General features: G+C 57.3%; 13 protein-coding genes. 9 read left to right on the plus strand and 4 right to left on the minus strand.

Annotated features, from left to right (window positions below):
• Positions 1–4 precede the first annotated feature (4 nt).
• The 4 genes from N7922_RS12465 (at position 5) to N7922_RS12480 (ending at position 3128) form a co-directional block, all read left to right on the plus strand.
• Positions 5–532 carry an AAA family ATPase gene (locus N7922_RS12465; RefSeq protein WP_263096542.1) on the plus strand — a complete coding sequence of 176 codons (528 nt, stop codon included), beginning with the start codon at positions 5–7 and terminating at the stop codon, positions 530–532.
• Between the two features lie 100 nt (positions 533–632).
• Positions 633–863, plus strand: coding sequence for a tautomerase PptA (pptA, locus tag N7922_RS12470; RefSeq protein WP_088237569.1), 231 nt, complete (start codon positions 633–635; stop codon positions 861–863).
• A gap of 160 nt (positions 864–1023) precedes the next feature.
• Positions 1024–2091 (plus strand): tartrate dehydrogenase, encoded by a 1068-nt coding sequence (locus N7922_RS12475; RefSeq protein ID WP_263096543.1) that lies wholly within the window; start codon positions 1024–1026, stop codon positions 2089–2091.
• Between the two features lie 95 nt (positions 2092–2186).
• The gene (locus tag N7922_RS12480) at positions 2187–3128 is read left to right on the plus strand and encodes an alpha/beta hydrolase (protein ID WP_263096544.1); all 942 of its coding nucleotides are present in this window, start codon (positions 2187–2189) and stop codon (positions 3126–3128) included.
• Positions 3129–3145: 17 nt separating this feature from the next.
• On the opposite strand, the gene N7922_RS12485 is transcribed toward N7922_RS12480, so the two are convergent.
• Both N7922_RS12485 and N7922_RS12490 read right to left on the minus strand, forming a co-directional pair.
• Entirely contained in the window at positions 3146–3718 is a 573-nt protein-coding gene (locus tag N7922_RS12485) for a flavin reductase family protein (protein WP_263096545.1), read from the minus strand.
• A 5-nt stretch (positions 3719–3723) separates the two neighbouring features.
• Positions 3724–5517 carry a diguanylate cyclase gene (locus tag N7922_RS12490; RefSeq protein WP_263096546.1) on the minus strand — a complete coding sequence of 598 codons (1794 nt, stop codon included), beginning with the start codon at positions 5515–5517 and terminating at the stop codon, positions 3724–3726.
• Positions 5518–5752: 235 nt separating this feature from the next.
• On the opposite strand from N7922_RS12490, the gene N7922_RS12495 reads away from it, so the two are divergent.
• From N7922_RS12495 to nhoA, 4 genes are all read left to right on the plus strand, one after another.
• Positions 5753–6454: an ABC transporter ATP-binding protein gene (locus tag N7922_RS12495; protein ID WP_263096547.1), complete on the plus strand. Its 702-nt coding sequence runs from the start codon at positions 5753–5755 to the stop codon at positions 6452–6454.
• The gene (locus tag N7922_RS12500; RefSeq protein WP_263096548.1) at positions 6451–7419 is read left to right on the plus strand and encodes an ABC transporter substrate-binding protein; all 969 of its coding nucleotides are present in this window, start codon (positions 6451–6453) and stop codon (positions 7417–7419) included. Before N7922_RS12495 ends, N7922_RS12500 begins: the two co-directional genes overlap by 4 nt.
• Before the next feature lie 60 nt (positions 7420–7479).
• Positions 7480–9123, plus strand: a complete 1644-nt coding sequence (locus N7922_RS12505; protein ID WP_411554272.1) for an ABC transporter permease — start codon at positions 7480–7482, stop codon at positions 9121–9123.
• 75 nt (positions 9124–9198) lie between these two features.
• Positions 9199–10041, plus strand: coding sequence for an N-hydroxyarylamine O-acetyltransferase (gene nhoA / locus N7922_RS12510; RefSeq protein WP_263096550.1), 843 nt, complete (start codon positions 9199–9201; stop codon positions 10039–10041).
• On the opposite strand, the gene N7922_RS12515 is transcribed toward nhoA, so the two are convergent.
• Entirely contained in the window at positions 10038–10613 is a 576-nt protein-coding gene (locus N7922_RS12515; protein ID WP_263096551.1) for a TetR family transcriptional regulator, read from the minus strand. The two genes, nhoA and N7922_RS12515, sit on opposite strands and share 4 nt — an antisense overlap.
• Positions 10614–10732: 119 nt before the next feature.
• Between N7922_RS12515 and N7922_RS12520 the strand changes: the two genes are divergently transcribed.
• Positions 10733–12220, plus strand: coding sequence for an MFS transporter (locus N7922_RS12520; protein WP_263096552.1), 1488 nt, complete (start codon positions 10733–10735; stop codon positions 12218–12220).
• 42 nt (positions 12221–12262) lie between these two features.
• Here the strand turns inward: N7922_RS12520 and yddG are convergent, their stop codons facing one another.
• Positions 12263–13147 (minus strand): aromatic amino acid DMT transporter YddG, encoded by an 885-nt coding sequence (gene yddG / locus N7922_RS12525; RefSeq protein ID WP_263096553.1) that lies wholly within the window; start codon positions 13145–13147, stop codon positions 12263–12265.
• Positions 13148–13178: the final 31 nt, after the last annotated feature.

Below are 13178 nucleotides of genomic sequence, written 5' to 3' on the forward strand. Positions count from 1 at the left end.
TGCTATGAAAATAAATGTGATTGGCACCAGCGGCAGCGGCAAATCCACGCTGGCGAGGCGCATCGCCAGCCAGCTGAATATTCCCTATATTGAGATGGATCTCCTCTACTGGCGGCCCAACTGGCAGGGGACACCGAAAGAGGAGTTCTATGCCCGACTGACGCAAGCACTGAGTCAACCGGACTGGGTGCTGGACGGTAACTACGATCGCAGCCGTGATATCAAATGGCGCGATGTGGATATTGTGGTGTGGGTGGATTACGGATTCTGGCACACCCTGCGCCAGGTGACGCTGCGCGCCATTGCGCGGGCGCAGAGTCAACAGGAGCTGTGGCCGGAAACTGGCAACCGGGAAAGCCTGCGGCGCGCGTTTCTGAGCCGCGACTCCATCATTTTCTGGATGCTGAAAACCTGGCGCCGTAATCGCCAGCGTTACGGGGAGTACATGGTCGATCCCCGTTATCAACATCTGCGCTTTGTTCGCATTAGCACACCGCAGCAGGCAGACGAATTTCTCGCCACGCTGTCCTGAGCTTAGGGTTTCTCCGTTCAGGCGCGATAACAACATCATTTGATAATCGACGCTGAGCGGCTGTGCTACTGTAGCGATCTCATAAAATAAGGAGTTTGCTATGCCGCACGTTGATATCAAATGTTTTCCCCGCGAGCTGAATGATGAGCAAAAAGCCGCGCTGGCGGAGGATATCGCCGGGGTGATTATTCGCCATCTGAACAGCAAAGAGAGTTCCATCAGCGTCGCCCTGAATCAGGTCGCGCCGGACGACTGGAAAACGCAGGTCTGGGATACGGATATCGCCCCGCAGATGGCGCAATTGATCAAAAAACCCGGCTACGATATGTAAATCTCCCGCTGCCCACACCGCTTTTGTGGGCATTTTTATTCCTCTGATTCAACACGTTAGACCAACTCTCATTATTGCGATTTTTTGTATAATTCCGTGCCGCTGAAAGCCCCGGGGATCTCTGCATACTCGTCATAACACCAATGACAAGGAGATACCCATGAAAACGTACGCAATCGCCGCCATTCCCGCAGATGGCATTGGCCCGGAAGTGATCTCTGCTGGCGTGGAGGTGCTGCACGTACTGGCAAAACGGCAGGGCGACATCGAATTTGCCGTTCACACTTTTGAATGGGGTTCGGAATATTACAAAACCCACGGCGTGATGATGCCGGAAGACGGTCTCGCGCAACTGAAAAAATTTGATGCCATCTACTTTGGCGCGGTTGGCGCGCCGGATGTGGCGGATCACATCACGCTCTGGGGGTTACGCTTACCGATCTGTCAGGGCTTTGATCAATATGCCAACGTGCGTCCCACCAAAATCCTGCCGGGTATTCAGTCGCCGCTGCGCCACGCCAAACCGGGGACGCTGGATTGGGTGATCGTGCGCGAAAACTCTGAAGGTGAATACTCCGGCCACGGCGGGCGGGCGCACAAAGGTTTACCGGAAGAGGTGGGTACTGAAGTGGCAATCTTTACCCGCACCGGGGTCACACGCATTATGCGTTACGCCTTCAAACTGGCGCAGTCCCGTCCGCGCAAACTGCTTACCGTCGTCACCAAGTCCAATGCCCAGCGTCACGGCATGGTGATGTGGGATGAAATCGCGCAGGAGGTGGCGCAGGAATTTCCGGATGTGCACTGGGATAAAATGCTGGTTGATGCAATGACCGTCCGCATGACCCTGCACCCGCAAACGCTGGATACCATCGTCGCGACCAACCTGCATGCCGATATTCTTTCTGACCTGGCCGGTGCGCTGGCGGGCAGTCTGGGTGTTGCGCCCACCGCAAATATCGACCCGGAGCGGCGTTTCCCGTCGATGTTTGAACCGATCCACGGTTCCGCGTTTGATATTACCGGCAAGGGGATTGCTAACCCGGTCGCCAGTTTCTGGACCGCCGCGCAAATGCTGGAACACCTGGGCGAAGCCGGGGCAGCGCAGCGGCTGATGGCGGCGGTAGAGCAGGTGAGCGCCGAAGGGATCATGACGCCGGATGTGGGCGGCACCGCCACCACGCATGACGTCACCGCAGCGGTGATTCGCGCCATCGCCGCAAGCTGATCATTTCAATAATAGTGAAACCCCGTTTTGTGCAGTAGTTCGGGTTTCCCGCACGGGGTAAATGATAAACAGGCATTTTCGCTATGGAGATGCCTATGTCGTATAAACCTCAGTTACTTGCCATCACCTTGCTGCTGACCTCGCAGGTTGCGCTCGCCGCGCAAACCACATTCCCGGTCTGGCCATCCGGTGATGCGCCCGGCGCGAAAAACAGCCCGGTCAGCTTTACCTTAACCGAACGCAGCAAAGATCCGGCGTTGCCGGATCGCGCTGTCACCGGAATCCGCGCGCCGCAAGTGACCGTTTACCTGCCGAAAAACCCCAACGGGGTTGCGCTGCTGGTGACGCCCGGCGGATCGTATAAACGCGTGGTGCTGGACAAAGAAGGCAGCGATTTAGCCCAACCTTTTAATGATCGGGGCTATACCTTGTTTGTGATGACCTACAGGATGCCGGAAGACGGGCATGCGGAAGGGGCTAATGCGCCGCTGGCAGATGCACAAAGAGCGCTACGAACCCTGCGAGCGCGCGCGGGCGAATGGAAGATAAACCCGCAGCACATTGGCGTGATGGGCTTTTCCGCCGGTGGACATGTTGCTGCCAGCCTCGAAACCCGTTACGACGAAGCCGTTTACCCGCCTGTGGATGCCATCGATCGGCAAAGCGCACGCCCGGACTTTGTCGTGCTGGGCTATCCGGTGATTTCCATGGACGCGGCGATTGCCCATGCGGGATCGCGTAAGGCACTGATTGGCGATACACCGACAGCCGAACAGATTAAGCATTACTCACCTGAGCTGAATGTTACGGCGCAAACACCGCCGACTTTTTTACTGCACGCGGTCGACGATCCTTCCGTGCCGGTGGCGAACTCGTTGGTGATGTTTAACGCCCTGCATGCGCACAACGTGCAGACAGAGCTGCATCTGTTCAGCCACGGTCAGCACGGTTTTGGCATTCGCGGTGTGAAAAACCAGCCTGCCGCCCTCTGGCCAGAACTGGCAATGAACTGGATAGCTGCACTGCCCAAGAAGTAACCACGTCGTGGGGAACATTATTCACCAGCGGTAATACGCTTGCCGCTGGTGACGAACGTGCCGCCACCAAGGTGATGGATCGTATTGAGTTTGTCGTCATCAAACTGCCAGCGCCCGTTAATAAAGGCGCGGTCATCTGCCGCCGCCGACACCACTTCGCCAAACATCGTGTCGTACTTCTCCTGCGCGGCAGTGGGCGGCAGCAAGCGACACTCCATCCAGGCCAGGCATTTTTCTTCAATCACCGGCAGGCCGAGCACCGGCCCGGCAAACGCCGGGATGCCGTAGCAGTTAAATTTATCTTCATCACGCCCGGTCACGCTGCCAACGGCATAACTCCAGTTTGTCGCCGCCACGCCCGGCACCACAATGCCAAACATGCCGCTACGTTCAATCAACTCACGTGACCAGGCGCTTTTGTCTACCACAATGGCAATACGCGGTGGAGAGAATTCCACCGGCATTGACCATGCCGCCGCCATCACATTGCGGCGGTCGATCTGCTCATCACGGCTGGTAATTAAAATGGTCGGGCCGTGGTTCAGCAAACGGCTGGCATGCTCCAGCGCCACGGGGCGAAAATGACTCATCACGGTTACTCCGTTCGGTGGTTATCAGCATTGCGGGCAACAACAATTTGCCCGCGTCCTTGTTCTTTGGCGAGATAGAGCGCCAGATCCGCGGCCCGCACCAGGTTATCCGCCCTGGCATGGCGCGGCCAGGTCGCCAGCCCGATGGAAACCGAAACCGGGCCGATATCCTGCGATTCGTACAGCATCAGATGGTTCAACACCGTATTCAGCAGCAATTCTGCAACGCTCATGGCCTGCGACTCATTGGTATCTGGCAGGATCAGCAGGAACTCTTCACCTCCGTAACGGAAGGCGAGCCCTTTGTCACCCAGCACATCGGTAATCAAACGCGAGAGCTCGCGCAAGACCTTATCTCCCGCCTCATGCCCATGCAGGTCATTGAGTTTTTTGAAGTAATCGACATCCACCATCAGGCAACTCAGCATCGTGCCTTCCACCATTGCCTGATCGATCATACTGCGCAGCGTCTCATCCAGACTGTGGCGGTTACGCAACCCGGTCAGCGAGTCAAAGGTCGCTTTCTCGGTCAGCGTATCGCGCAGGATCTGGTTGGCTAACGCCAGTGCCAGCGTTTCCGCTAACAATTCCAGATAGATATACGGCGGCTCTTTATCCGGCGTGTAGTTATCGAAAGTCAGCAGACCAATGCTCTTATTCTGCGCGTTCAGCGGCACACAAATCGCCCGTGGCGCAATCTCCGGCGAAATATGTTCGCAGGGCATATCCACCGCGTCTTTACTGGGGCAGTGCAATTGCCCGCGTTTCAGCGCCCAGCAACTGTCGGGTGAAAAAGCCGGATCTTCGCCCGGCGGCAGCCCCCAGCGCGCGACACATTTCATCCGTCCGGTTCGTTTATCGAGAAGATACAAACGACCGCCCATATCCGGAATGATCCGAGGGGCGAAACGGCTGACGACTTTGATGATCGCACTGTGGGAGTCGCAGCCCTGCAAGCGCTGCGTCATGCGTGCCAGTAGCGTCCGCGTTCCCCATTCCGCATCGCGCTCCTGCTCCAGACGCTGGCGGGCCAGACCGTTTTCGCGAAATACGCGGATCGCCTGCGCCATATCGCCAATTTCATCCACCTGCGCCAGCACTGGCGCTTCCACGGCGTAATCCTGCGTCGCCAGGCGGTTAACCACATCGCTCAGCGTGACCACCGGGCGCAGAATGCGATGTTTGATAATAAAACCGAGGACAAAGAGAAACAGGACCGCCGTCAGACCGACCATGATTTCCGACAGTGTACGCAAACGTAACGATCGCTCAGTGGCTTCGTTAATGGCCGTCTGGGTGCGTTGATCGGCAAGGCTGCGAAAATGGGCGAAACGATACTCCGTTTCCGAAAGGCGCTCTTCATAGTTCGCGCTAAACAGCAACTCCATGGCCTCACTGACTTTACCAGCCTCCATATTGGCAATGGCGATGCGTTGTTCATCTTCAAGCTGATCCAGCGTCGAAATGCCATCGCGCAATATCAGGATCTCGGCATCGGACGCGCCATTATCGTGCAGCGCAATCAGGTGGTTCTCCAGTTCCACATCCTGCTCTTCGCGGGTTTTCCAGCTCTGTATCGTTTCAGGTTGCTTTTTTATCACCGCATCGCGCGCCAGGTCGGTGAGGGCGTACGCTTCTTTTTCCAGATCATCGGTGAGTGAATCGAAAACACGGTTTTGCGCCACAGCGGCGCGTTCTTCGCGCTCCGCACTGGACGCCAGAAATAACGCCACGCCGGATGTCAGCGTTAAGACCACCGTGGCGACATAAGCAAAATTAGTGATCGTTGCTATACGCACGATATTGCCTTTTTATGGGTAAAGAGAGGTATGCCTATCATTTTAGACATTCTGTTAAAAATCAACGCGCAATATTCACGTCATTTCTTCGTCATATTCCCTGCCTATAGTCAGCCGAATCAAATCCCAAAGAGGATAACAACATGTTTGCTCCCCTGACGTTTGTGCAGGTGGACGCGTCCTGTGGGCTGCGGCTCATGGGTCAGTCACGGCTTCCCGCTGCGGGAGCCTGCTGATGGATGCGTTCACTGATATCCGCCTTAAAGGTGTCTCCTACGCGTTCGGCGCACACACCGTTCTCAATCACATCGACTTGCATATTCAACCCGGTAGCGTCGTTGCGTTGCTTGGGCCTTCCGGCTGCGGCAAAAGTACGCTGTTGCGACTGCTGGCCGGGCTGGCTGAACCCGCGTGCGGCGAGATCTGGTTTGGCGATCGCCTGGTAGCGAAAGCAGGCTGGTCGTTACCGCCTGAAGCGCGCGACATTGGCATGGTCTTTCAGGATTACGCCCTGTGGCCACATATGAGCGTGGCGCAAAACGTCGCCTTTCCGTTGAAGATGCGCAATGTTCCGCGCGCAGAGCGTGAGCAACGCGTAATGCAGGCACTGGAAAGAGTCGGGCTGGCGGCATTTGCCGGGCGTAAACCCGCAGGGTTGTCCGGCGGGCAGCAGCAGCGCGTCGCGCTGGCGCGCGCCATTGTCGCCGAACCCCGTGTGTTGCTGTTTGATGAGCCGCTCTCCAATCTCGACAGCGCACTGCGCGAATCCTTATGCCATGAGATGGCGCAATTACTGCGCCAAATCGGCACCACTGCCGTCTATGTCACCCACGATCGCCGGGAAGCGGAATGGCTTGCCGACCGCATTGTGCACCTCGCCGCTGGCAATGTTGAATCTGAACGCACCGTTACATCATCCTCAGGGGAAATTGCATGAAAGCCATACTGTCCGTCAAAAAAGGAGTCGCTTTAGCCATGGTGTTGTCATCCATGATGATGTCCAGCGCGCATGCGCTGACCGTCTATACCGCAGGCCCTGGGTCGCTTGCGAAAAGCCTTGCCAGCGGTTTTGAACAGAAGACCGGGGTGAAGGTCAATATCTTCCAGGCCACCACCGGCAAAGTGATGGCGAGACTGGAAGCGGAACAGGCCAATCCGCAGGCGGACATTTTGATCTCCGCCTCCTGGGACACCGCAGAAGATCTGCATAACCGGGGCTGGTTGCTGCCGTTTAGCAGTGCGAACGCCGCGAAAGTGCCAGAGACGCTGAAAAGTGCGGACTACATTGCGCAAGGCGTTTCCGCACTGGGCATTGTGTGGAACAGCAAAAGCGGTACCCCGGAACCGAAAGAGTGGCAGGATCTGACCACCGCCGATTTTAAAGATAAAGTGACCACGCCGGATCCGGCGCTCTCTGGCGCGTCGCTGGATCTGCTGATTGGCCTGCAAAACGGCATGGGTGAGAAAGCCTGGCAGTTGTTCGACGCCCTGAAACAAAACGGCATGGTGGTGAGCGGTCCGAACGCCCAGGCCGTAACGCCGGTGATGCAAGGCGCGAAAGCGGCGGTATTTGGCGCGGTGGATTACGTCACCTACGGCAATATTGCGCAGGGTGAATCGCTGAAAGTGATCTTCCCGGCCAGCGGCACGGTCATTGCGCCGCGCCCGATGATGATCCTCAAAACCACGCAGCATGCGGATGACGCCAAAGCATTCGTGGACTATGTGCTGTCGCCGGAGGGGCAGAAAATGGTTGCCGATGCCTGGCTAATGCCTGCCCGTACCGACGTTGAAGCGAAACGCCCGCTGTTTACCGAACTGAAGGTGCTGCCGACACAAAGCGGTGGCGCCAGCGAACGCGGCGAGGTGCTGAAGCGCTTTAATGCGCTGTTTGCGCAGTAATTCCCTTCTCATTTAGGCGGGGGTAACCCCGCTTTCAGGATCGCCGCTGTGAACCAGAAAATGATTGCGCGGGTGACGATGGCGCTGCTGGCGCTGTTGGTGGCGCTACCGTTACTGTTTATTGTGTTGCAGGCTGTTTTCCCGCATTTCAGCGCGGGAACATTCAACGACGCGTTCGCCGGGGTGCCTGCGCTGCTGGCGGAACCGCAACTGCCCGCTATGTTCAGCGGTACGCTACACATTGCCACCGGTGTTGCGCTACTCAGCATGCTGATTGGCTTGCCGCTCGGCATCGTGCGGGGGTTATTCGATGTGCCGTGGCCAAAACTGTGGGATCTGCTGTTTTTGATCCCGTTCCTCACGCCGCCCTATATTGCCGCCTTGTCATGGATGCTGATCCTGCAAACGCAGGGATATCTGATGCAGCTTACCGGCCTTGACCTGAATAATCTGCTGTTCAGCAAAAGCGGGATTGTGCTGGTGATGACGCTGAATATTTTCCCGGTGGTCTATTTCGCCGTGTCACGCAGCCTGCTCGCCAGCGGGCAACGCCTCGCGCAGGTGGCGCGCGTCCACGGTGCGACGCCATGGCGAGCATTTTGCCATATCACATTGCCGCTGCTATCTCCCGCACTGGCTGCCGGGATGCTGCTGGCGTTTACCCTTGCGGTGGAAGAGTACGGCGTTCCCGCCGCACTGGGGACGCGTGCCGGCGTGGTGATGCTGACGGTGGGGATTGAAGAGAAGCTGGCCGACTGGCCCATCGACATGCCGGGTGCCGCGCTGCTCTCCGTTGTGCTGATCGCCATTGCGCTGGGCGGATGGTGGCTGCAACGCAAACTCACCGGCGACAGCGACGTCACCAGCGTCTCGGGTAAACCCACGGAACACGTGGGTGCACGGCTCGGACTGGCAGGCATACCGGTCGTCATTATCATGGCGCTGGTCGGCTTGATTGCAGTGGTGTTGCCGGGTTTGTCGATGGCAATCACCGGATTCAGTTCAACGCTCTCGGCTGGCCTGTCGCTCGATAATTTGACAGTGAAACATTTTGCTGCGCTGTTCGCCGAACGGGGCGATGCGCTTTGGGCGCTCGGCACCAGTCTGTCGCTGGCGCTGGCGGCGGCGCTGTTCACCGGTTTACTGGGGCTGTGCATTGCCTGGCTGGTGGTATTACAGAAGATAAAAGGGCGCGCAATCATCGATGCGCTCTCGCTGATGCCCGCGGCGCTGCCGGGGGTCGTGGTTGGAGTGGGGCTGATCCTGATGTGGAACCGTGCGTTCTGGCCGGTTTCCCCTTACAACACGTGGGGGATTTTGCTGCTCTCCTATTGCTGCCTGCTGCTGCCCTGGCCGGTGCGTTATATCAGTAGCGCCATGCGTCAGCTCGGCGGCAATCTTGAGCCTGCGGCACGGGTACACGGTGCCAGCGCCTTGCAGGCACTGCGCCTGATCGTGCTCCCACTGATCTTTCCGGCCATGCTGGCGGCCATGTTAATGGTGTTTGCCATTGCTTCCCGCGAACTGGTCACCTCACTGTTGCTGGCCCCCGCCGGAACACAAACGGTCGCGGTGTTTATCTGGCGGCAGTTCGAACAGGGATCGGTGGGTCAGGGGATGGCCATGGCGACATTGACGTTGATCACCGGGTTGCTGTTAATGCTCACGGCGTTGGGTCTGCTGCAACGCAGCACAAAGCGATAAATGCAGGGCACAAAATCGCCGGTGCAGGAAAAAAAATGCGTTATAACAAAGGGACATCTTTCATAAGGAGCCTGTATGACCCCTTTTTTGACCGCTTATCTGGCCCGTATTGGCTGGAATCATACCCCGGATGTGTCGCTGGAGACGTTGCGGGCATTACATCTGCATCACAACGGCGCAATTCCCTTTGAAAACCTTGATGTGGTCTTACCGCGCGAAATCGAACTCAGCGATGAGGCGATCTTCCAAAAACTGGTGGTTGCCCGCCGCGGCGGCTACTGTTTTGAACAAAACGGATTATTTGAACGCGCACTGAAAGAGGTGGGCTTCGAGGTGCGCAGCTTGCTGGGGAGAGTCGTTATCTCCAACCCGCCGCAAATGCCGCCGCGCACCCACCGCATTTTGCTGGTTCAGCTTGCGGGGGAGCCGTGGATCGCCGATGTGGGATTTGGCGGGCAAACGCTGACCGCGCCGATCAGACTGCACGCGGATATTGAACAGATCACACCACATGGCGTGTACCGTTTACAGCGCGCCGGAGACGACTGGGTGTTGCAGTTCCGTCACCATGAGCGCTGGCAATCCATGTACCAGTTTGAAATGGGGCAGCAATACCAGGCGGATTTTGTGATGGGGAATTTTCACTCCGCCCACTGGCCGGCGTCGCATTTTCGCCACCATTTACTGATGTGCCGCCATTTGCCGGACGGGGTAAAACTGACGCTCACCAACTTCCATTTTACCCACTGGCGACAGGGCCAGGTGCAGGAGGAAAGGGTGCTGACCAACGTGGCTGCACTGTATGAAACCTTGCAAACCCGTTTTGGTCTGGGTGTGGACGATGCGCAGCACGGTTTTAGCCTGCAAGAGCTGGAGACGGTGATGTCGCGTTTCGAGCTGCACGGTGTACAGGCTTAGCACAGCTCTTTTGTGATCATCACCGCCAGATGGCGATTGAAGGCCACTTCATCGACATCTGGCATTCCCAGCATACAAATACCATCCATCCCGCAGACAAAGGCAATGAGCCGCCATGCGATATCGTGCGCCGCATCGCCGCCGGTAAACTCGCCTGCAGCCCGGCCTTTGTCGATCAGCTCCACGACTTTGTCGCACCACATTTCCATGGTCAGCAGATAAGCGCCTTTGATTTCAGGCTCTTTACCGGCCAGCACCAGCGCTTCGCGCCACAGGCGCACGTAGGGTTCCAGCCCGCCGTCATCGCTACCGAGCATGGAATGCAATTGATCGCGCCACGGTGCCGTTGCGGGCACCACTTCCACATTGAGCAGGGCGTCGATCAGCCGGATAAACGCCTGCGCTTTGAGTTCATTCGCCGAGGCGAAATGGTGGTGAACCTGACCCGTCGCCACAGCAGCTTCCTGAGCAATACGCCGTACGGTCATGGCGGCAAATCCGTCCGCCAGCGCCACACGCATAGCGGCCTGTAAGATCACCTCCCGGCGATCGTCACGATGTAAATAACGCATAAAAACTCCCCTCAACAGAGACGAAACCGAGTGTAACAAAAAGCTGGACATGCGTTCAACTTTACGTAGGATCGGCATGCTGGACGCATGTCCAGGATTGATAAAACGCGGAGTGTTGTATGTTTCGTCAGTGGTTAACGTTGGTCATTATTGTGTTGGTGTATATTCCGGTCGCTATTGATGCGACGGTGTTGCATGTCGCTGCGCCTACGCTCAGCACCGTACTGAACGCCAGCGGTAATGAACTGTTATGGATAATTGATATTTACTCGCTGGTGATGGCGGGCATGGTGCTGCCAATGGGCGCACTGGGTGACAGAATCGGCTTTAAACGCCTGTTGCTGATTGGCAGCGGCCTGTTCGGTACGGCTTCGCTGCTGGCGGCTTTCGCCACCAGCGCCAGCTGGCTTATCGCCACACGTTCGCTGCTGGCGATAGGGGCGGCGATGATTGTGCCGGCAACGCTTGCCGGGATCCGCACCACTTTCTCGCAGGCGCGCCATCGTAACACCGCGCTGGGGGTGTGGGCGGCGGTAGGCTCCGGCGGGGCCGCGTTCGGGCCTTTAGTCGGGGGCATGCTGCTGGAGCACTTTTACTGGGGCTCTGTATTCCTGATTAACGTGCCGATCGTACTGGTGGTGATGGCGCTGACTGCCCGCTTTGTACCACGCCAGCAGGGGCGTAAAGAACAGCCGTTAAACCTGAACCAGGCGCTGGGGCTGATTGTGGCAATCCTGCTGCTGGTCTGGAGCGCCAAAAGCGCCATGAAAGGGGCCTTGCCGCTGTGGCTCATCGCCAGCACGTTGCTGGTCGGCGGCCTGTTGCTGGCGACGTTTGTCCGTCTGCAGTTAGCGGCAAAAACACCGATGATCGATATGCGCCTGTTTACCCATCCGGTGATTTTAAGCGGTGTCGTGATGGCGATGACGGCGATGATCACGCTGGTTGGTTTTGAGCTGCTGATGGCGCAGGAGCTGCAATTTGTGCACGGTTTTACGCCGTTTGCCGCCGGGGTGTTTATGCTGCCGGTGATGCTGGCCAGTGGGTTTAGCGGGCCAATTGCGGGCATTCTGGTGTCCAGACTGGGTTTGCGGCGGGTTGCGACAGGCGGAATGGCGTTAAGCGCATGCAGTTTTCTCGGCCTGTCGGTCACCCATTTCTCCACGCAGCCATGGCAGGCCGGAATATTGATGGCTCTGCTGGGGTTCAGCGCCGCCAGCGCATTGCTGGCATCAACCGCGGCTATCATGGCCGCAGCGCCAAAAGAGAAAGCGGCAGCGGCGGGCGCGATTGAAACCATGTCCTACGAACTGGGCGCCGGGCTGGGGATTGCGGTGTTTGGCCTGATTTTAAGCCGCAGCTTTGCCCATTCGATCCAGTTGCCGGTGGGGCTGAGCAGCCACGAAGCGGCGCAGGCATCTTCCTCGATTGGTGAGGCGTTCCGCCTGGCGCAGGAGAGCAACACAGGGCTGGCGCAGGAGATTATTGCGGCCGCAAAAACGGCGTTTATCAGTTCCCACAGCGTGGCGCTGAGCACAGCAGGTGTGTTGTTGATCGTGCTGGCTATGGGGATCTGGTTCAGTCTGGCAAAAGCGGAACAGCAGTAACGATGAGGGCGCAGGGTTTAACCTGCGCCAGCAAACGCCGGGTTAAGCCGCCTGGCGGGTCGACCACCAACAGAGCAGCGACCCGGCGCACACCATTAACGCGCCTTGCCAGAATGAGAAGGAGAGCGGGGCGCTTAAAACAAACGCCGCCAGCGCCGAAGAGAGCACCGGCGTAAAATAGGACGCCGCCGCCAGTACGGTCACATTGCCGTGCAAAATACCAATATTCCACGACGCATAACCAAAACCCAGCGCGATGCCGGTCATCACTAATTTCATCACCACCGGCAGCGTAAAGAGCATCGCAGGTTGCGGCGTCAGAGCAAATTTTACCCACAGGGTTGCTGCCGTCAGTAAAACAAACAGCGTAATGCCATTCGCCCCGTTGGCGTATTTCGTGGTTACCGTACAGTAAATCGCCCAAATAAATGCCCCGGCGAAGGCCAGTGCGTAACTGAGCGGGTTGGAAATAATATTGCGTTGGATATCGGCAATATTCAGACCGCTATCACCGCCTAATACCCAGCACACGCCAACCAGGGCCAGTAATAAACCGGGGACGACTAACCGCGTGGATTTTTGCCCGTTAAATAATATCGCGCAGACAATCGTCAGGCTCGGCCATAAATAATTGACCATCCCCACTTCAATTGCCTGCTGGCGCGTATCCGCGTACCCCAGCGAGAGCGCGAGGCACAACTCATAGCTGACAAACAAAACGCTACCGGCAATAAGGTAATGGCGGGGTATCGCACGCAGGCGTGGGAAACCCACTGTAAAAATTAACAACAACCCGCTGATGCTGTAGATCATGGCCGCGCCGCCCACCGGGCCGAGTCCTTCGCTGACTGCCCGAATAAAGCCGACCATCGTGCTCCATAATAATACCGCCAGTAAACCAATTAGCGTTGCGCGTTTTTTCGTCATCACTGCACTTATATTGTCCGTAACAAAACCT

Origin of the sequence: Kosakonia sp. ML.JS2a (genome assembly GCF_025642095.1) — a bacterium.
Lineage (GTDB): Bacteria > Pseudomonadota > Gammaproteobacteria > Enterobacterales > Enterobacteriaceae.

Excerpts from the sequence above, each read along its gene's own strand:
- pptA (WP_088237569.1), top strand. The coding sequence starts at position 633 with ATGCCGCACGTTGATATCAAATGTTTTCCCCGCGAGCTGAATGATGAG.
- N7922_RS12520 (WP_263096552.1), top strand. The coding sequence starts at position 10,733 with ATGTTTCGTCAGTGGTTAACGTTGGTCATTATTGTGTTGGTGTATATT.
- N7922_RS12475 (WP_263096543.1), top strand. The coding sequence starts at position 1,024 with ATGAAAACGTACGCAATCGCCGCCATTCCCGCAGATGGCATTGGCCCG.
- N7922_RS12515 (WP_263096551.1), bottom strand. The coding sequence starts at position 10,613 with ATGCGTTATTTACATCGTGACGATCGCCGGGAGGTGATCTTACAGGCC.
- yddG (WP_263096553.1), bottom strand. The coding sequence starts at position 13,147 with ATGACGAAAAAACGCGCAACGCTAATTGGTTTACTGGCGGTATTATTA.
- N7922_RS12480 (WP_263096544.1), top strand. The coding sequence starts at position 2,187 with ATGTCGTATAAACCTCAGTTACTTGCCATCACCTTGCTGCTGACCTCG.
- N7922_RS12485 (WP_263096545.1), bottom strand. The coding sequence starts at position 3,718 with ATGAGTCATTTTCGCCCCGTGGCGCTGGAGCATGCCAGCCGTTTGCTG.
- N7922_RS12500 (WP_263096548.1), top strand. The coding sequence starts at position 6,451 with ATGAAAGCCATACTGTCCGTCAAAAAAGGAGTCGCTTTAGCCATGGTG.
- N7922_RS12465 (WP_263096542.1), top strand. The coding sequence starts at position 5 with ATGAAAATAAATGTGATTGGCACCAGCGGCAGCGGCAAATCCACGCTG.
- N7922_RS12505 (WP_411554272.1), top strand. The coding sequence starts at position 7,480 with ATGATTGCGCGGGTGACGATGGCGCTGCTGGCGCTGTTGGTGGCGCTA.
- N7922_RS12495 (WP_263096547.1), top strand. The coding sequence starts at position 5,753 with ATGGATGCGTTCACTGATATCCGCCTTAAAGGTGTCTCCTACGCGTTC.
- nhoA (WP_263096550.1), top strand. The coding sequence starts at position 9,199 with ATGACCCCTTTTTTGACCGCTTATCTGGCCCGTATTGGCTGGAATCAT.